Origin of the sequence: Bradyrhizobium aeschynomenes (assembly GCF_013178945.1) — a bacterium.
Lineage (GTDB): Bacteria > Pseudomonadota > Alphaproteobacteria > Rhizobiales > Xanthobacteraceae > Bradyrhizobium > Bradyrhizobium aeschynomenes.
The window spans coordinates 316537-335636 of sequence record NZ_JABFDM010000005.1; the positions used below are offsets into that span (position 1 = coordinate 316537).

A 19100-nucleotide genomic window follows, 5' to 3' on the forward strand; every position below is an offset into this window, starting at 1 on the left:
GAGATTCCTTTTCACGAACTTGGGCAACACAGAAGAGTTGCGACGGCACCTCCCTCATGTCACACTCTCGGGCATGAATAGTTCAAAAAACATGACTGAGAGTCCTGCCGTCGGCAAGCTCGACCGGCTTTGCGCCTTCTTTGATGCCTTTGAACTGTCAGTGACGGTCGTGGCCCAAGACGAGCGAGATGCGGTTGCAAACCTCGTCATTCTGGGAGAAGGCGGCTGTGCAAGGAGCGTCACCTTCTGCCCCCATCGCGATGCAATGCCCGATCACCGCGGCGAGATCCTCGCTGCGGCCGCAGTTCGGTTCGGGGGTGTCACAAACCCGCTCATGAATGCGATGCCCGAGCGGATCGTGATCCCCCTCAGCGAGTCTCCGATTTTGCAGGCTCTGACTGCAGCCTTTGTGGCCGAGGCCTCAGACATGCGGTGCGGCAGGCAAGTCGCTCTCGACCGCCTGTGCGAGGTGATCATCCTGCTTGTCCTCCGGGCGGCAATCGATATCGGCTCGACGCAACCGGGACTTCTTGCCGGCCTATCCCATCCAGCGATCCATAAGTCCCTCGTCGCCATGCACGATCAACCTTCTCGCCAGTGGCATATCGAGGAACTTGCCAGCATTAGCGGACTCTCGCGAAGCCGATTTATGACGCTGTTTCCCAAAGTGACTGGCACTACACCGGCGGCCTATCTGAAGGCATGGCGACTGACTCTTGCCCAGCGTGAGCTTCAGCGCGGCGAGCGCATCAAATCGGTCGCCCGACGCGTGGGTTTTGGCAGCGCAGCAGCGTTCTCACGCGCCTACGCGTTGGCATTCGGCCATTCACCGATTTCTTTGCGTCACCCTGGTTCTTCATCTCGGAATGTTGCTGCCGACACCTGACGGGTCACGGCCAGGAGAGTATGAGGATCAGGCTGTTCAATGGGCCGACCCGCAAACTAAGTCATTTGCAGAGGATTTAGCGCGGCGTCCATCTGGCGCCTCCGGGAACGTCAATCAGATGGGCCCATTTGTCCGCAACCGGTCAAAAGCTGCTCTCCAGCTGTCGAGGAAGGCTGGCTGGCGGAGGCGTCCGATCAGCTGCAGGCCATCGGCGGGCTTATATGCACCGGAGCAAGAGATGATCACCTGACGACGCGGACACCGAAACCCGCCGCGCCTGCAGATCAAGCCCGCGAGGACGTCGCCGCGCCGGCAGACCCTTTCGGACGGCTCAGTCTCATGTCATGATGAGTGATGATGCGCGCGTTTCTCCTCATGACTTCCATCACTTTGCTTGCAACCGCTCCAGCCGCCGCTCAACGGTTTGGTGGCAATGATCCGGTGTGCCTCCAGACGTGGGAGTGGGGCGGGTCCAGCACGATCGCGTGCCAGTACAGGTCGTGGGAGGCGTGCAGAGCGGGGGCTGCGAGCCTGTCGGCCATGTGCTTGCCGAACCCATATGTGCAACGCCCGTCTGAGCCAAGCCGCCGCCGGCCTCCCCGCTAGGCGCCGATTGCGGCCTGACAAGATTCCAATCTTCGACGAAGCGGCCATCGTCGGCGCCGACCAGAAGGTCCGGGATGGGCCGATAGCTGGCGTCGTGCGCGCTCGCTTGAGTGGCAGTCGGCGAATGACCAAATCGCAAAGCATTGACGGTTGGTTCGGCCGCCGTGCGATCGGGTAGCTATCGGTATTTTCTCAATTTGTTGCGAAGGAATGCGAACAGGCCCGTAACATCTGCACTCAGTCAGACGTATTTTTGGGTCAATTTGGGAGAAGATCATGCCAACCCGTCGCTCAATACTGGCTCACCAAACTCACGACTGCATTCGAGAGTCGCCGATCTTGCTGTGTCGTCTTGCAAGACAACATCCGCGACGTTCCGAGCGAGCGGGCTTCGACATTTCTGGCTGGATTTTGAGGAAACGCTGATGCTTGTGCGTCGTACAATACCGGCCTTCTTGATTTTCGCGGGGCTTCCGCTGGCGTGCGCGACCGGCGCGCAACGCCTCCCTGATACCGAGGTGACGCGTGTTGGCGAATTCACCGCCTATCTCATCGATCCCACGACTCGTTACGACCACGGCGTGCTCGGAGACGCCATCGAGGCAGGCGGCTTTGTGGTCGAACGCGATGGCCGGCGGTTCACCTATCGCCTACCGAAGGATGCCGTGTTCGAAGATCGACGCGTGCGGTTCGCCGATCTCGACGGCGACGGTGTTCCCGAAGCAGTCATAGTGAAATCATACGTGCGCCGCGGTGCGGCCATTGCGGTCTTTACACTTCGCAACGGCATAGAGCCCTTGGCGGAAAGCCCGGCGATTGGTGCTGGCCACCGTTGGCTCAATCTGGTCGGCGTCGGGAATTTCACGGGGACCGGCGAGATGACCATCGCTGCGGTGTTGACGCCGCATCTTGAGGGCTCGATGCGGCTCTACCGGCTCGCATCCGGCAGCCTGGTCGAGATCGCGCGTATTGATGGTTTTACCAACCATATCCTTGGCACCCGCAATCTCGATCTCGCGCGACTCCATGACATTGATCGGGATGGGACGCCGGATGTCGTGCTGCCGTCGCTTGATCGTCGCGAGCTAGCCGCGGTGAGTTTCCGCGCTGGCAAGGCTGTACAAATCCGCCGGGTGTCATCCGTTGGGCCTATCGTCGCGGTCGACAGTGTCTCAGGCGGCGTCGCAACTGTGACTCTTGAGAACGGCACACGCGACACGATTGATCTCAACGCTGGAGGACGCTGAGTCGGGACTTTCTTTCGGCAGCGCGACGCAATGCAGTGATCGCCTCGATGCATAGCCGGCCCCTGTCAAAGGGACCTTATAGGTCCTGTCCTTTGACAGGGGCTGGGATGTTGGGGCTGGAAGTCCTGCTTTCCGCACCATGGCCGCTTCGGGCCCAAAAGCGGACGTGGCTTTGTCGCTCGTATTGGTGCTGACGTCCTGCATCCAAAACCCTTGAAGCACCGCACAAGTCGGAGTGCTCGGGTCAACTCCGGTCGCGGGCTCCCGCCTTTCGTTCGGCTGGCCGGTGCAAGGGCAGTCCGACCGGCTACCCCGTCGAACGCGTGCGACAAGGCGCCTGTCGTCGACTGAAGATTTCTATTTCGTGTTTCCAGAAAATGTGCTAGACCGTCGCCATCCCGTGCTCCTCGAGAGGGGCGCTTCGCGATCGTCACGGAACGTTGGGCGCGGGATGCGGTGGCTGCAGGATGCCGCAGCGTGGGGCGACCCGCGCGGACGAACGGCAGCTTGCGGACGTGAAGTCGCGTGGTCCTGGCGCCCCGATGCTGGCGCCAAGTCGTCGGGCGATGATCCCGAGGGCGACGGTGGCTACCAAGCCGGACACCGGGGAGATCGCGAAGTAAGCGTGAAAACCATCGCGCGGGGAATGCCGGGATGTCTCGGCTGAACCTGTGGTGACTGCCGCCTGCTTTTTTTCTGCAGGCGGGCCATGGGGGCGGCCAGCTCCCGGCATTCCCTGCGCCCTCTGCCCGATCAGGGGGCAACACCGATGACATCACTCGGGCGCGTGGCGCCGCGGGAGCAGTGACGCACGTCTTCATGGCGATGCCCAGGGGGAGGGAGCCCGTCGCGGGAACCAAATTCCGCAGCCAAGGTTAGCTGGCATGCAGGAGGACTCCCGATGCGCCGTCCGAAGATTCAGCCGTCCCGCAACAAGCTCGACATGACCGATCAGGCCCAGGTCCGCGTGGTGACCAGGCGGCTGAAGATGTCGCCCGGGGAATTGACCGAGATCGTCGAACGCATTGGCAACTCCATCGCAGCCATCACCAAGGAAGTCGCGCAGCAGCGGGCCGCGAAGGCAGCACCGGAGGGAGCCGTGATCGCCTCGGTGACGGTGATCGAGACCAAGGCGGAAGTCATCGTGCCGGACGAGACGCCAGCGGCAACCTAGCAATCGACGCTGATCATGCAGACCCCCGACAATCGATCTGGGGAATTGGACGAAGGGGGCAAAGGATGGACCAACGCACCGAACTCGGTGACGCTTTGACGCAGGCGGCGTTCAATCTGCGCAAGACCAGGATCAGCGAAGGCCGTCCGTTTCCTCTCGGCGCGACCTGGGACGGGCTCGGCGTCAACTTTGCGATCTTTTCCGCGCATGCGACCAAGGTCGAGCTGTGCCTGTTCGACGACACCGGCGAGACCGAGCTCGAGCGCATCGAGCTTCCCGAATACACCGACGAGGTCTGGCACGGCTACCTGCCGGCCGCGCGGCCCGGCACCGTCTACGGCTATCGCGTTCATGGACCTTACGAGCCGGACTCCGGTCACAGGTTCAATCCCAACAAGCTCGTGATCGACCCCTATGCCAAGCAGCTCGTCGGCAACCTGCGCTGGGGGCCGGAGCTGTTCGGCTATCAGCTCGATCACGCCGACAAGGACCTGTCGTTCGACGATCGCGACAGTGCGCCCTTGATGCTGAAGTGTCGGGTCATCGACCCCGCCTTCACCTGGGGCACCTCGCGCAAGCCGGAAATTCCGTGGGAGCGGACAATCTTCTACGAGATGCACGTCAAGGGCTTCACCAGGCTGCATCCGCTGGTGCCCGAAGCCGACCGCGGCACCTTCGCCGGTCTCGCGCATCAGGACATTCCGGCCTATCTACGCTCCCTGGGCATTACCTCGGCGGAGCTGCTGCCGATCCATGCCTTCATCGACGACAGCTATCTGGTCGAGAAGGGCCTGCGCAACTACTGGGGCTACAATTCCATCGGGTTCTTTGCGCCGGAGCCGCGCTATCTGAAGACGCCGTTCGCGACCGAATTCAAGACCATGGTCAACCAGTTCCACGCCAACGGCATCGAGGTCATCCTCGACGTGGTCTACAACCACACCGCCGAAGGCAACGAGCTCGGCCCGACCCTGTCGTTGAAGGGCATCGACAATGCCAGCTACTACCGGCTGATGCCCGACCAGAAGCGCTACTACATCAACGACACCGGCACCGGCAACACCGTGAACCTGTCGCATCAGCGCGTGCTGCAGCTGGTCGCCGATTCCCTGCGCTACTGGGCGACCGAGATGCGGGTCGACGGCTTTCGCTTCGACCTCGCCACCATCCTGGCGCGGGAGCCCTATGGCTTCGACGAAGGCGGCAGCTTTTTGGACGCCTGCCGTCAGGATCCGGTGCTGAACAGCGTCAAGCTGATCGCAGAGCCCTGGGACATCGGCCCGGGCGGCTACCAGGTCGGCCAGTTTCCGCCGGGTTGGGCGGAGTGGAACGACAAGTTTCGTGACACCGCGCGTGCGTTCTGGAAGGGGGACGGCGGCACGCTGGCCGACTTCGCCAAGCGCATCTCGGGCTCGGGTGATCTGTTCAACAAGCGCGGCCGCCGGCCGTGGGCCAGCGTGAACTTCATCACCGCCCATGATGGCTTCAATCTCAACGACCTCGTCTCCTATAACGAGAAGCACAACGAGGCCAACGGCGAGGACAATCGCGACGGCCACAGCAACAACCACTCCTGGAATTGCGGCGTCGAGGGACCGACCGACGATCCCGAGATCACGGCGTTGCGCGAGCGCCAGAAGCGCAATCTGCTGGCCACGATGCTGCTGTCGCACGGCACGCCGATGCTGCTCGCCGGCGACGAGTTCGGCCATACCCAGAACGGCACCAACAACGCCTATGCGCAGGACAACGAGACCACCTGGCTCGACTGGATGGGCATCACGCCGCAGGGGCGGGCGTTGCGCGAATTCACGCGCAAGCTGATCGCCATGCGCAAGGCGTTTCCGATCCTCTATCGCAGCCGCTTCCTGATCGGCTCGCACAATGAGGACCTCGGCGTCAACGACGTCACCTGGCTCGACCCGTCGGGCGAGGAGATGACGACGGAGCAGTGGACCGACGATCACGCGCGTTGCTTCGGCATGCTGCTCGACGGCCGCGCCCAGGAGACCGGCGTCAAGCGGCGTGGCTCGGATGCGACGCTCCTGCTGGTCTACAACGCGCATTTCGACGTCGTGAACTTCACGCTTCCGTCCGTGCCCGAAGGCCATAATTGGCTGGCGCTGCTCGACACCAATCAGCCGGACGCGCAGCCGCAGTCGTTTCCGTTCGGCCACGTCTACGCCGTGACGGGGCGATCGCTGCTCGCCTTCGGCCTGTCCTCGGAGCAGCAGCCGATGCGCGGCTTGCGCCACGGCCTCGGTGCCCTGCTCGACATCGCGGAGGCGCCGCTGGGGTAGGATGTTCGGCGGATTTTGCGGTCAGGCACCGCGGGCGTATCTCGCAAGCCTCGCGTCGAGCACGCCGAGCATGGCCTCGCGCGCCGGATCTCGCGAGCCGCGCAGCCAGGCCGCCGCCAGCGGCAGCCGGCCGGCGCTGCTGCCGCGCTTCAGCCGCAGCGGCACGAAGCGGACGCCGGAGACCGCCAGCCGCGCCGTCCAGCGCGGTACGATGGCGATGCCCAGGCGAGCCGCGACGAGATGCACGATGGTCTGCTTCTCGTCGGCGAACTGCGCCACGTCGGGCGACAGTCCGGCCTGCGCGAACAGCTTCATGGTGAGGTCATGGCTGTGCGGACGCGACCGCCTGTCCGGCACGATCAGCGGCTGGCCGGCGATGTCAGCCAGCGAGACCGAGGCCCGCGCCGCCAGCCGGTGCCGCTGCGGCAGCGCCACCACGGCGCTCTCGCTGAGCAAGGCGCGGAATTCGAGCCGCGGGTCGGTGCGTTCTGGCGGCCTGATGAAAGCAAGATCGAGCGCACCGGAGAGAATCTTCGGCAGCAGCCGTATCGTCTTGTCTTCCGTGAGCTGCACCGCGATCTCCGGATGTCCCTCGCGAAAATCGTGCAGCAGCTGCGGCAGCAGGCCGGCGGCGGCGCTGTCGATGGCGCCGACCCGCAGCCGCTGCGCCTTCGTGCCTCGGGCGCGGCGGCGGAAGCTGGTCTCCACAGACTCCACGCGGGCCAGGATCACGCGGGCGTCGCGCAACAGCGCCGTGCCATGCTCGGTCAGCGCCACCGCGCGGGTGGTGCGGGCGAACAAGGGTGTCGCGAGATCGTCCTCCAGCAGCTTGATCTGCCGTCCGAGCGCGGAGGGCAGCATCTGCAGCCGCTGCGCCGCCTTGCCGAAATGCAGCTCCTCGGCAGCGGCGACGAAGCAGCGGAGCTGGTGCAATTCCATGAAGCAGATCCCGTGAGGCGACGGCCGGATTATATGATTTTTTTGTATAATGATGCGAGCATTGAAGATCTCCCATACCACCGCCTACGGTGCTCCGATCAACCAAAACGGATGAGGGAGGTGGCGATGGCGGGAGAGCTGGAAACACGCGTGCTGCGCAAGATCACGTGGCGTATCGTCCCCTTCATCATGCTGCTCTACTTCGTGGCCTTCATCGATCGCGTCAATGTCGGTTTCGCGGCGCTCACCATGAACAAGGACATCGGTCTGTCGGCCTCGGCCTATGGCTTCGGCGCCGGCATCTTCTTCTGGGGCTATTTTCTGTTCGAGGTCCCCTCCAACCTCGCCCTCGACAGATTCGGCGCAAGGATCTGGATTGCGCGGGTGATGATCACCTGGGGCCTCGTCTCCGGCGCGATGGCCTTCGTGCAGGGTCCGGTGAGCTTCTATGTGCTGCGCTTCCTGCTCGGTGCGGCGGAGGCCGGTTTCTTTCCCGGCATCATCCTCTATCTGTCCTACTGGTTTCCCTTGCGTCAGCGCGCCGCCGTCACCGCGCTGTTCATGGCCGCCGCGCCGCTGTCGACCGTGCTCGGATCGCCGCTCTCCGGTGCGCTGCTGGAGATGGACGGGATCCTTGGCTTCAGGGGCTGGCAATGGCTGTTCCTGATCGAGGCGCTGCCGGCGGTGCTACTCGGCTTCGTCGTCCTCGCTTACATGACCGATCGCCCGGAGCAGGCGCGCTGGCTCGCCGGCGACGAGCGCGACTGGCTGGTGCGCACCATGAATGCCGAGGTGGCGAGCAAGGCGGCCACCGCCAGCCACAGCGTCTGGCGTGGGCTCGCCGACATCCGCGTGCTGGCGCTCGCGCTGGTCTATTTCGGGACCTCGGCCGGTCTGTATACGCTGGGCGTCTGGGCACCGCAGATCATCAAGCAGTTCGGCCTGTTGTCGTTCGCCGTCGGCTTTCTCAACGCGGTGCCGCCGACGATCGCAGTCGTCGTCATGATCTGGTGGGCGCGGCATTCCGACCGCACGGCCGAGCGCACCTGGCATGTCGTGCTGGCCTGTGTGGTTGCCGCCGTCGGTCTTTGGCTGGCCGGGCTCTCGACCAGCGTCGCCGCGGTGCTTGCCGCTCTGACCTTGGTCAATGTCGGCATCTCCTCGTCGAAGCCGCCGCTGTGGAGCATGCCGACCATGTTCCTATCCGGCTCGGCCGCTGCCGCCGGCATCGCCACCATCAACTCGATCGGCAATCTCGGCGGCTTCGTTGGTCCGGCCATGATCGGCTGGATCAAGGACCAGACCGGCAGCTTCAATGGCGGCCTCTATTTCGTCGCCGGGCTGCTGGTGATATCGGCGGTGCTGACGCTGTTGCTGTCCCGATCACAAGCCGCGAAGGCCGCGCCGGCCACGCAGTTCTAACGTTCACACGGAGCTCATTCCATGCGCACTCACTCCATCGCCGCCATTCCCGCCGACGGAATCGGCCCCGAAGTCATCTCCGCCGGCGTCCGCGTGCTCGAGGCGCTCGCCAAGCGAGCGGGCGACATCAGCTTCAACGTCAAGACATTCGACTGGGGCTCGGACTACTACAAGAAGCACGGCGTGATGATGCCGGCCGACGGTCTCGCCGAGCTGAAGAACTTCGATGCGATCTATTTCGGCGCGGTCGGCGCGCCCGACGTGCCCGACCACATCACGCTGTGGGGCCTACGGCTGCCGATCTGCCAGGGGTTCGATCAGTACGCCAATGTGCGCCCGACCAAGATCCTGCCGGGCGTCGCCTCGCCGCTGCGCAATGTCGGCGTCGGCGATCTCGACTGGGTGATCGTGCGCGAGAACTCCGAAGGCGAATATGCCGGCATGGGCGGCCGCGCGCATCGCGGCCTGCCGGAGGAGGTCGGGACGGAGGTTGCGGTGTTCACCCGCGTCGGCGTCGTCAGAATCATGCGCTATGCGTTCAAGCTGGCGCAGTCGCGGCCGCGCAAATTCCTCACCGTCGTCACCAAGTCGAACGCGCAGCGCCACGGCATGGTGATGTGGGACGAGATCGCCGCCGAAGTCGCGCGCGAGTTCCCTGACGTGACCTGGGACAAGATGCTGGTCGACGCGATGACCGTGCGCATGACCCTGCAGCCGAAGAGTCTCGACACCATCGTTGCGACCAACCTGCACGCCGACATTCTCTCCGATCTCGCTGGCGCGCTCGCCGGCAGCCTCGGCGTCGCGCCGACCGGCAACATTGATCCGGAGCGGCGCTTCCCGTCGATGTTCGAGCCGATCCACGGGTCGGCGTTCGACATCACCGGCAAGGGCATCGCCAATCCCGTCGCGACGTTCTGGACGGGCGCGCAGATGCTCGATCATCTCGGCGAGAAGGACGCGGCCGTCAGACTAATGGCGGCCGTGGAAAAGGTGTGTGCGGCCGGAATACTGACGCCGGATGTGGGCGGCAAGGCGACGACCAAGGAGGTGACGGACGCGGTGATCGACGCCATCCACGGCTCCAACGTCTGACGCGTGCTGCTTCCTCGCACAATTTCGGCGTGTTCCGCCGCACACTTGCAATGGACGCTGCGGGGCGTATACCAGCGCTTCCACGGCGTCTGCGCATGACAATCACATGCGTGTCATCAAGACGTGAAACGCGGGCTGGGGAGAAAGGACACATCATGCGTCGTCACCGTCGAGCCAAGATCGTCGCGACCGTCGGCCCCGCCAGCAATTCTCCGGAGATGCTGAAGGCGCTGTTTCTCGCCGGTGTCGATACGTTCCGACTCAATTTCAGCCACGGCACGCAGGCCGATCACGCCAAGGTGCATGCCGCGATCCGCGCGCTGGAGAAGGACGTGCAGCGACCGATCGGCATCCTGATGGATCTGCAGGGGCCGAAGATTCGCGTGGGCACCTTGCGCGACAAGAAGATCCAGGTCGACACGGGTGAGACGATCCGCTTCGTGTTGAATGGCACCGAGGGCGACAAGGATTCGATCCCGCTGCCGCATCCCGAGATCTTTGCAGCGGTCGCGCCCGGTCACGATCTCCTGATCGATGACGGCCGCGTGCGGGTGCGCGTCACCGGTCTCGGCGACGACTGGATCGAAGCCAAGGTGATCGTGAGCGGCGCGATCTCCAATCACAAGGGCGTCAATCTTCCAGGCACGATTCTCGAACTGTCGCCGCTGACGGCGAAGGATCGCTCCGATCTCGCTTTCGGCCTCGATCTCGGCGTCGACTGGGTGGCGCTGTCCTTCGTGCAGAAGCCGTCCGACGTGATCGAGGCGAGGGGGCTGATCAACGGCCGCGCCGGCATCATGTCGAAGATCGAGAAGCCGGCGGCGTTGGAACGGATCGACGACATCATCCAGCTGTCGGATGCCATCATGGTCGCGCGTGGCGATCTCGGCGTCGAGATTCCGAACGAGGACGTGCCGGGCAAGCAGAAGGAGCTGGTGCGCGCCTGCCGTCTCGCGGTGAAGCCGGTGATCGTGGCGACGCAGATGCTTGATTCCATGGTGGCGACGCCGACGCCGACGCGCGCCGAGGTCTCGGACGTCGCGACCGCGATCTATGACGGGGCCGATGCGGTGATGCTGTCGGCGGAGTCGGCCAGCGGGCAATATCCGCGCGAGGCGGTGGCGATGATGGACAGCATCATCAAGAGCACCGAGAAGCACAAGATGTACGGCTCGATCATTCAGGCCACCCAGCCCGACGAGGAGCAGACGCCGCCGCATGCGGTGGCGACCGCGGCGGCCGATCTTGCGTCGGCGATCCACGCCAAGGCGATCGTGGCCTACACGTCGAGCGGCACCTCGGCCTCGCGCGTCGCGCGCAAGCGGCCGAGCTTGCCGATCCTGGCGATCACGCCGAACGAGGACACCTCGCGACGGATGTGTTTGCTGTGGGGCGCGCACAGCGTGCTGTCGCAGGACGTGCAGAGCTACGAGGAAATGGTCGAGCGGGCGACGTTCTTCGCGGTCCAGGAGGAGTTCGCCGACAAGGGCGACCTGCTGGTCGTCGTCGCCGGCATTCCGTTCGCCCAGGCCGGCACCACCAACAATCTGCGCGTCGTCGCCGTGCCCAGATAGGAGGCAACCGAATTCCCTGTCTGCGCCGCCCGCTTGTCGCCTGATTGTCGCACCGCGCTGGTATCGCGGGAACGTGACGAGGACATCGCGAGTCGTGATGCGAATGGTGTCCGTCGCGGTCCGGCAGGATGGGTTCTGCCGGTGCGGCCGCTCGTCATCGCCGTGTCATCAGGGACTGTTAGGTGGGCGCGCATGGGACTCGAGACTGCTGGTGAAGAAAGCCCGACGAAGCGCTTTCGGACGTTGTTCATCTCCGACGTACATCTCGGAGCCCGCGGCTCGCAGGCCAATCTCCTCGTTGACTTCCTGCGCCACCATGATGCCGATACGATCTATCTGGTCGGTGACATCATCGACGGCTGGGCGCTGAAATCGAGCTGGCACTGGCCGCAGTCGCACAACGATCTCGTGCAGAAGATGCTGCGCAAGGCGCGCAAGGGCGCCAAGATCGTCTACGTACCGGGCAATCACGACGAGTTCCTGCGCGGCTATTACGGCACGCATTTCGGCGGCATCGACGTCGTCGAGAACATCGTCCACACCGGCACCGACGGCAAACGCTATCTGGTCATCCACGGCGACATCTTCGATCTGGTGGTGCAGAACGCGCGCTGGCTCGCCCATCTCGGCGACAAGGCGTACGACTTCGCGATCCAGATGAACCGCTTGGTCAACTTCTTCCGCCGGATGTTCGGCGTGCCCTATTGGTCGCTGTCGCAATGGGCCAAGCAGAAGGTCAAGAACGCCGTCAATTATATCGGCGCGTTCGAGACGGCGCTGGCCTCCGAGGCACGCCGGCATGGCGCTGACGGCGTGATCTGCGGCCACATCCATTGCGCCGTTATCCGCGACCAGGATGGCATTCGCTACATGAACTGCGGCGACTGGGTCGAGAGTTGCACGGCCCTCGTCGAGCACGAGGATGGCCGGTTCGAGATCCTGACCTGGACTGATCCGCAGCGACAACCTGCGCCGGTTCCGCAACTCGCAGCCCGCGCCGCCTGACGCTGGTCGACGCCGGCTCCCTTGCCTCTCGGCAATCGAGCGCGGTAAAATAGGCGCATGACAGCTCATGCCCCGATCCTGCCCGTCACCGTCGCCGACATCGAGGCCGCGGCCCACGTCCTCGCGCCGGTTGCGGTGCGGACGCCGCTCCTGCCGGCCCCCGTGCTCAGCGAGCGCTTGAACGCCAATGTGTTCGTGAAGCCGGAAGTGCTGCAGCGGACCGGCTCATTCAAGTTCCGCGGCGCCTACAACAAGCTGGCGTCGATCCCGCCGAATGACCGCGGCAAGGGTGTCGTTGCGTTCTCGTCGGGCAATCACGCGCAGGGCGTCGCCCACGCCGCGACGCTGCTGGGCATGGACGCCACCATCGTGATGCCCTCCGACGCGCCGGCCGCCAAGCGCGAGCGGACCAAGGCGTTTGGGGCCGATGTCGTGCTCTACGATCGCGACCGCGAGGACCGCGAGGCGATTGCGCGCGACATCGCCGGCAAGCGCGGTTCGACGGTGGTGCCGCCCTACGATGATCCCTACGTGATCGCGGGGCAGGGCACGGTCGGCCGCGAGATCGCCGAGGATCTCTCGGGCCTTGGCCTCACGCCGGATCTCGTGATCGTGCCGGCGTCAGGCGGCGGGTTGCTCGCGGGCGTCTCGACGGCGGTCAAGGCGCGCTTTCCGGAGACGCAGATGGTGGTCGCCGAGCCCAAGGGCTTCGACGACCATGCCCGCTCGCTGCGGGCCGGCCACCGCGAGGCCCATGACGCCAAGGGCCGCACCATCTGCGATGCCCTGATGGCTGCGATCCCTGGAGAGATCACCTTCGCCATCAACAGCCGGCTGTTGTCGGCGGCGGTGGAGGCCTCGGATGAAGAGGTGGGTCGCGCGGTCGGCTTCGCCTTCCGGGAGTTGAAGCTCGTCGTCGAGCCGGGTGGATCTGTCGGTCTGGCGGCCCTGCTGGCGGGCCGCCTCGACGTGACCGGCAAGACGGTCGTGATCGTTCTCTCCGGCGGCAACGTGGATGCCGAACTGTTTGCCAGGCTGATAGCCTGACGTTCCCTAGGCGTCAGTGAAAGCCGAGTCCGCCCCGACCGGATCCGCCACCGCCGATCCGCGGTCCAGACTGCGCGACATGCGGTGTGCCGGCACCGCGCATCGGCCCTTGGTCGCGGGTCAGCGATGGACGTGACCCGTTGAAACCCGGCTTGAACGGACCGGAATAGCCGGGCAAGGGACGGCGCACCTCGCGGGTGTCGAGCGGACGACCGGGCATCCGCTTGAACGGATCGCGCTGGATCTTGGCAGCCGGCAGCGTGTTCGACGACGGCACGACCTTGTCGCCGATCTTGTTCTGGCCGAGCGGCCGCGCGTCGAGCACCTTGCCTGGACGGGGATTGTTGATGGGAGCGCCCTTGGTGAGGACCGCCGGCGGCGGCGGGGTGTTGATCGGCTGCATTGGCACTGGTCCAGGACGCCCCTGCATGTGATTGCCGATGTTGAGCCGCCCTGCGGGGGCAAGCTGCGGCGGCACCATCAGCCGTGTCGGTTGCAGCACCGGCACGATCCGGGGCTGGACCTGCAGCCGCACCGCAATGGGGGCGTAGGGGCTGTCGGAGTAGGATTCGCTGAAGCTCTTATAGGCGGCAGGCGAATTCGCCAGCACCGTCTGATGCCACGCGGCAGCCTGCACCAGGCCCGCGAGCAGGGCGCGAATACGCTCGGCGAGCGGATCGCGCGGGTACATCTCGATGAACTCGCGATAATATTGCGGACGGTTCTCCGACAGCACGTAGTCATAGGCCTGCCGTACGGACCTGCTGGGAAGGTCGGCGGCCATCTGGACCACGGGCGCCTTTTCCGGCGGACGCGTCGCGGCGACGAGGGAGTCACCGAAGAAGGTGAAATCGCTGGTGAGCGACGAGCTTTCCCATGGGGTCTGCCGTCCCGCCGTCGTCTGGTTGACCTGCAGGCGGACGCGCTTGAACAACTGCTCGATCGGCAGGTTCGGCTGCCGCGCCAGGTTCAGGAAGGCCTGTGTATAGGGGCTGTGCTCGCCACGGCCGTCGAGCGCCTCTTCGCCTGGAGAGGTCGAATAGCCGACGATGGAGCCGTTCGGCGCGTCAACGATGGCGAGGCCGCGTCCAGCGTCATTGACCGCAGGAAACGGATTGTTGCGACAGGCATCGAGCACCACGATCCGCATCCGGCTCGGAATGGCATCGAGGGTGGCCATCAGATCGACCAGCCGGATCGTGCTGGTCGTGAGGTCCGACGGAGCGGAGATGCGGGCGTCGATCGGGATGAGATAGTTCTCGCCTGCGAGCTGAACGCCATGGCCGGCGTAATAGACCATCGCCACCGCGTTCGGCCCGTGGGCCGCGACCCGGCTGGAAAAATCCTGCACGACCTTGAGCATCTCGTTCTGCGTCAAATCGGTCGCGGTGATCACCTCGAAGCCGGCCGAGTTCAGCAGCTTCGCGACCGCATGGGCATCATTGTCGGGATTGTCGAGCGGGGGAGCATTCTGATAGGTCGCATTGCCGATCACGAGCGCGACGCGCGGCTCGGGCCCTTGCTGCGAAGCGGCGGCTACACCGTCTGCTGCGACCGGCGCTGGCGCGGCAAGTGCTCGCGGCGGCGTCTGCAGGCCGTCGATCTCACTGCTACCCGCAAAAGCCGAACCCGGGACGGCACAGGCCGTCAGGCCCAGTAACGCTGACGCGAGCAGGGATTTCCAAGCGAAACGGGAAGCGCGAATTAGCGGAGCGGACACGGCGTTCTCCTCGAGCATGCGCAAGAGCGAATGGCTTGAGGATGAGGCTAAGAGGGTCACGCGCCGCCGTCCGTGACCCGCATCACCCCCGAGCGGCGGTCAGCCGACCACGCTCGGGGTGCCGAAGATAGAGGCCGCGACGGGCGCGACTCCCGGATGCAACGACCCTCAAGAGAAGAAGGCGATCTTCTCGGGCTGGGTCATGCGTCGGATCGGCAGCAACGGATCGTTCGCCGGCGCCTGCGGACGCTGCAGAAGGCCGTTCGACAGCAGGGTCGAGCCGAGCGATGGTTCATATGCCGGCTTCGGCATCGCGTAGGCGCTCGTGCTCGAAGCCGGGGTGGCTGGGGCAGGGTCCTGCCGGATCGGCGGCGCCTCGGCCAGCGGTGGCGCGGGCGGCGGCTGAACCGCCACGGCGGCGGCCACGGCGGCCAGGGTCTCGGCGGCAATGGACTCCGGGAGCGGCGTCGGCATCGGCGCGCTGGGCACGGGAGCCGGCGCCATCGGTGGAGCTACCACCGGCTCGGCCACCGGAGTCACCATCGGGGGGGCGGCTGGAGCCACCGTCGGGGAGGCGGCCTCGGCCGCCGCCGTTTTCGCAACGGTCGTTTCTGTCGTGGTCAGCGCGAGCTGTGGCTCGGAGGGCGGGGGCTCGCTGAAGCTGGCCACGATGTCGTCATCGACCGAGGTCGGCTCCTCGATGTCGAAGCCGAGCGTTCGGGCTCGAGCGAACTCCTCCTCCTCGACCGGATCGGGAGCTCCCATCTCGGCCGCGACCAGCTCGAGGATCGCCTCGTCCTGCGCCTCTGCTGCTGCCGCATCCTCTGCATTCGCGGACGCCTGTTGCTCGATCTCGACCAGAACCTCGGCAATCGAAGGCTCGGCCACGATCTCGGTCGGCGCCACCGAAGCCGCAGGCTGCACCACGGCCTCGGTCGCCTCGCTTGTGATCATCGCGGCCGCCACGATCACCGCAGCGGACGGCGTCTCGATCGTCTCGATCGCGGCGACGGCCGCGACGAGCGAGCTGGTCACCGCAGGCTCGGGAACAGTCGCCTCCACGCGCGCTGGCGCGATCGGCTCCGGCGCGACGGGCGCGTGCTGCTCGCTCGGACGTTTGTCTCGAGCTTCCGGCATCACGGGTTCTGCAGCTGCGGCTGATGTGCCTTCCTGCGCGGGCGGAGCGACAGCGTCGGCTCCTGCGACAACCTCGGCAGCCGCTGACGAAGCCGCCGCTTGTCCGTCGTCCAGCTCCTTCAGCCGCGACCTGATGATCTCGAATGCCGCGAGCAACGCAACCTTGGGGTCCGCGCTCGCGAGCTGGTCACAGGCGGCCTCGATCGAGATCACCTGGGAATCAATCAGGTCGCAGATTCGGGAATCTGCGCCGATCTCGCGCCAGCGCCAGGAAATCTCCTTGATGATCCGGATGCCCTTGCGTACCGGCGCCAGGTTCTGCTCGAGGGCCATGCTGTCGACCGCAGAGGTCGCGGCCAACGCGGCGTCTTCGACAGTGGCACGGATCGCGGCCAGGGCTTCGGGCAGCGCCCTGCCGTCGGCCTGATCGAATTCCTGCTGCTGTTGGCGCTGCGACGCCAGCGCATGCTCGATGCGCGCCACCGCGTCGAGCACCATGCTGGTGTCGGCGTTGCGGTTGCGCTTGGCGTATTCGCCGAGGAACCAGCGCCCCCTGGACGTCTCCATGAAGGCGTCGCGGATCGCCTCGTAGTCGGCCTCGTTCGGCTGAGCCGCGCGGGCGGAAATCGGCGAGAGGGCGAAGACTTCATCGACCATGACAAACCCATCGCGCAAATTGCTGCGCGTTGCCATAACGATCACCATGATATTGATCGAATCGCAATTGAATTGATGCCACTGTCCCGACAAATCTCCACCACATCGCCGGTATTGTCGCGTCGATTCGCAGGCCGGCTGGGGCTGTTCTACGGCGCGGTGTTCGCGCTCTCGGGGACGCATCTGCCGTTTTTCCCCGTGTGGCTACGGGCGATTGGACTGGACGCCGCCTGGATCGGGGTCATCATAGCGGTTCCCGCGGTAACGCGGTTTACCGTGCTGCCGCTGATCACGGCCGGCGCCGAGCGCCGTCAAGCGCTTCGTGCCGCGATGCGGCTGGTGACCTTCGCAACCGCGTCCGGATTTGCCGTGCTGGCGTTCCAGCACGATGCCTGGCCCGTATTTCTGGTCTATGTGGCCACGTGCTGCCTGTGGACGCCACTGGTCCCGCTCACGGACGCGTACGCGCTGCGCGGCGTCATGAGCTATGGCTTGAACTACGGGCGACTCCGATTGTGGGGCTCCGCGGCGTTCATCGTCGGCACGCTGCTCTGCGGCGGCCTGGCGGATGTCGTTGCGGCAACCGAGCTGATCTGGATCATCGTGTCGGTCGGGCTGCTCGGCGCCGCGAGCGGCCTGCTGCTCCAGCGGCTGCCTCCGTTGCCTCGCAGCGCCGGCCCGGCGCAGGACGGGCGGCATCTGCTGAGCGATCCCGGCTTTCTCTGCGTCATCATGGCCTCGGCGCTGATCCAGGGCAGCCACGCGGCCTACTACACGTTCTCCGCGATCGAGTGGAAGGCGCAGGGGCTCAGCGGGCTGACCATCGCCTGGCTTTGGACCATGGGCGTACTCGCCGAAATCCTGGTGTTCGCACTCTCGCCAAGGTTCACGCTGGCGCCGTCGACGCTGGTGGTCATCGGCGCGATCGCGGCCGTGCTGCGCTGGACGCTCACTGCGACGGAGCCGCACGCTCTTGGGCTCACGGTGGTCCAGATCAGCCATGGCTTCACGTTCGGGCTGACACTGGTCGGGACCATGGGGCTGCTCGTCCGCCAGGTGCCGGCGCATGTGACGGCGCGGGGGCAGGGCTATTATTCAGCCGCCAGCGGCATCGTCGGCTCGGCGGCCTCGGCGCTGTCAGGTCCGATCTATGCGCAATATGGGCCGGGCGTCTATCTCGTCATGGCGGCGATGGCCGGGCTCGGCGGCCTCCTGATGTGGACCGCGCGCAACCGGTTCGCGGGTCATCCCCACAGCGCGGCGTCCGGCGGATAGACCAGGCTATCCTCGTAGTACAGGCCGTGGGTGCAATCCTCTGCCAGCAGCAGCGGACCGTCCAGGTCGACATAGCGGGCGAGCGGCGTCAGCAGCATGGCCGGCGCCATCGACAGCGAAGTCGCGACCATGCAGCCGACCATGATGTCGAAGCCGAGCGCTTGTGCGGCATCCGCCATGGCCAGGGCTTCCGTCAGCCCTCCGGTCTTGTCGAGCTTGATGTTGACGGCGTCGTAGCGGCCGCGCAGCGCTTCCAGCGAGCCGCGGTCGTGAACGCTCTCGTCGGCGCATACGGCGAGCGGGCGCGCGATGTTTGCGAGAGCCTCGTCCTTTTCCGCGGGCAGCGGCTGCTCGACGAGGGTGACACCGGCGGCGGCGCATGCCGCGAGATTGCCTTCCAGATTGGCGTCGGTCCAGGACTCATTGGCGTCGACGATCAGTTGCGACTGCGGTGCCGCCGCGCGTACCGCGGAGATCCGTGCCGGATCGCCTTCGCCACCCAGCTTGATCTTGAGCAGAGGCCGGTGCGCCGCCTTGGCTGCGGCCTTGGCCATCACGTCGGGCGTGCCGAGCGAGATCGTGTAGGCCGTGACGCAAGGCTCCGGCGCCCGGCGCCCGAGCAGATCCCAAATCCGGCGGCCATTCCGCTTGGCCTCGAGGTCGAGCAGCGCGCAGTCGAGCGCATTGCGCGCGGCGCCCGGCGGCATCGCCGTCTGCAGGGCCTCGCGATCGAGGCCGGAGGCGATCGCGTCGCGCATGGCGAGCAGGGCGCTCAGCGTGGCGTCGGGTGTTTCGCCATAGCGCGGATAAGGGACGCATTCGCCGCGGCCGACGATCGCTCCGTCTCGCAACTCCGCGATCACGGTGACGGCCTCGGTCTTGGCGCCGCGGCTGATCGTGAAGCTGCCGGCGATGGGCCAGTGGCCGATCTGGGCATCCAATATTGGGAAACCGGTGGAAGTCATTTGAAAGTCTGGCGATTTGTGAACCGGAATGGGGCGCTGGGGACTTGCGCG

Annotated in this window: 15 protein-coding genes; 11 read left to right on the top strand and 4 right to left on the bottom strand. The window is 65.4% G+C overall.

The window, feature by feature from the left end; all coding sequences use genetic code 11:
- The first annotated feature begins 91 nt into the window (after positions 1-91).
- From HL666_RS17110 to glgX, 5 genes are all read left to right on the top strand, one after another.
- Complete coding sequence (locus HL666_RS17110) at positions 92-886, top strand: helix-turn-helix transcriptional regulator (protein WP_172133048.1); 795 nt, start codon at positions 92-94, stop codon at positions 884-886.
- A 375-nt stretch (positions 887-1261) separates the two neighbouring features.
- Entirely contained in the window at positions 1262-1492 is a 231-nt protein-coding gene (locus HL666_RS17115; protein WP_246739946.1) for a DUF3551 domain-containing protein, read from the top strand.
- 425 nt (positions 1493-1917) lie between these two features.
- Entirely contained in the window at positions 1918-2739 is an 822-nt protein-coding gene (locus HL666_RS17120) for a hypothetical protein (protein WP_172182590.1), read from the top strand.
- A 901-nt stretch (positions 2740-3640) separates the two neighbouring features.
- Positions 3641-3913: a DUF3606 domain-containing protein gene (locus HL666_RS17125; protein WP_172115032.1), complete on the top strand. Its 273-nt coding sequence runs from the start codon at positions 3641-3643 to the stop codon at positions 3911-3913.
- A 65-nt stretch (positions 3914-3978) separates the two neighbouring features.
- Entirely contained in the window at positions 3979-6213 is a 2235-nt protein-coding gene (gene glgX / locus HL666_RS17130; protein ID WP_172115034.1) for a glycogen debranching protein GlgX, read from the top strand.
- Positions 6214-6234: 21 nt separating this feature from the next.
- Here glgX and HL666_RS17135 read toward each other — a convergent pair whose 3' ends face one another.
- Positions 6235-7152 (bottom strand): LysR family transcriptional regulator, encoded by a 918-nt coding sequence (locus HL666_RS17135; protein WP_172115036.1) that lies wholly within the window; start codon positions 7150-7152, stop codon positions 6235-6237.
- A 126-nt stretch (positions 7153-7278) separates the two neighbouring features.
- Here HL666_RS17135 and HL666_RS17140 point away from each other — a divergent pair, with 126 nt between their 5' ends.
- The 5 genes from HL666_RS17140 (at position 7279) to HL666_RS17160 (ending at position 13295) form a co-directional block, all read left to right on the top strand.
- Positions 7279-8574: an MFS transporter gene (locus HL666_RS17140; protein ID WP_172182592.1), complete on the top strand. Its 1296-nt coding sequence runs from the start codon at positions 7279-7281 to the stop codon at positions 8572-8574.
- A gap of 21 nt (positions 8575-8595) precedes the next feature.
- A complete protein-coding gene (locus tag HL666_RS17145) occupies positions 8596-9669 on the top strand; it encodes a tartrate dehydrogenase (protein WP_172133050.1) in 1074 nt (357 codons plus the stop codon).
- Positions 9670-9824: 155 nt separating this feature from the next.
- On the top strand, positions 9825-11243 hold the full coding sequence (gene pyk / locus HL666_RS17150; RefSeq protein WP_172182594.1) for a pyruvate kinase: 1419 nt from the start codon (positions 9825-9827) through the stop codon (positions 11241-11243).
- A gap of 192 nt (positions 11244-11435) precedes the next feature.
- The gene (locus tag HL666_RS17155) at positions 11436-12248 is read left to right on the top strand and encodes a UDP-2,3-diacylglucosamine diphosphatase (protein WP_172115044.1); all 813 of its coding nucleotides are present in this window, start codon (positions 11436-11438) and stop codon (positions 12246-12248) included.
- 57 nt (positions 12249-12305) lie between these two features.
- On the top strand, positions 12306-13295 hold the full coding sequence (locus HL666_RS17160) for a threonine ammonia-lyase (RefSeq protein ID WP_172182596.1): 990 nt from the start codon (positions 12306-12308) through the stop codon (positions 13293-13295).
- A gap of 13 nt (positions 13296-13308) precedes the next feature.
- Here HL666_RS17160 and HL666_RS17165 read toward each other — a convergent pair whose 3' ends face one another.
- Both HL666_RS17165 and HL666_RS17170 read right to left on the bottom strand, forming a co-directional pair.
- On the bottom strand, positions 13309-15033 hold the full coding sequence (locus HL666_RS17165) for a caspase family protein (protein ID WP_210261961.1): 1725 nt from the start codon (positions 15031-15033) through the stop codon (positions 13309-13311).
- Positions 15034-15183: 150 nt separating this feature from the next.
- On the bottom strand, positions 15184-16809 hold the full coding sequence (locus HL666_RS17170; protein WP_172182600.1) for a hypothetical protein: 1626 nt from the start codon (positions 16807-16809) through the stop codon (positions 15184-15186).
- Between the two features lie 75 nt (positions 16810-16884).
- Here HL666_RS17170 and HL666_RS17175 point away from each other — a divergent pair, with 75 nt between their 5' ends.
- Positions 16885-18084 carry an MFS transporter gene (locus HL666_RS17175; RefSeq protein WP_172182602.1) on the top strand — a complete coding sequence of 400 codons (1200 nt, stop codon included), beginning with the start codon at positions 16885-16887 and terminating at the stop codon, positions 18082-18084.
- On the opposite strand, the gene dgcA is transcribed toward HL666_RS17175, so the two are convergent.
- A complete protein-coding gene (gene dgcA, locus HL666_RS17180; protein ID WP_172182604.1) occupies positions 18054-19049 on the bottom strand; it encodes an N-acetyl-D-Glu racemase DgcA in 996 nt (331 codons plus the stop codon). The two genes, HL666_RS17175 and dgcA, sit on opposite strands and share 31 nt — an antisense overlap.
- Between the last annotated feature and the right edge of the window lie 51 nt (positions 19050-19100).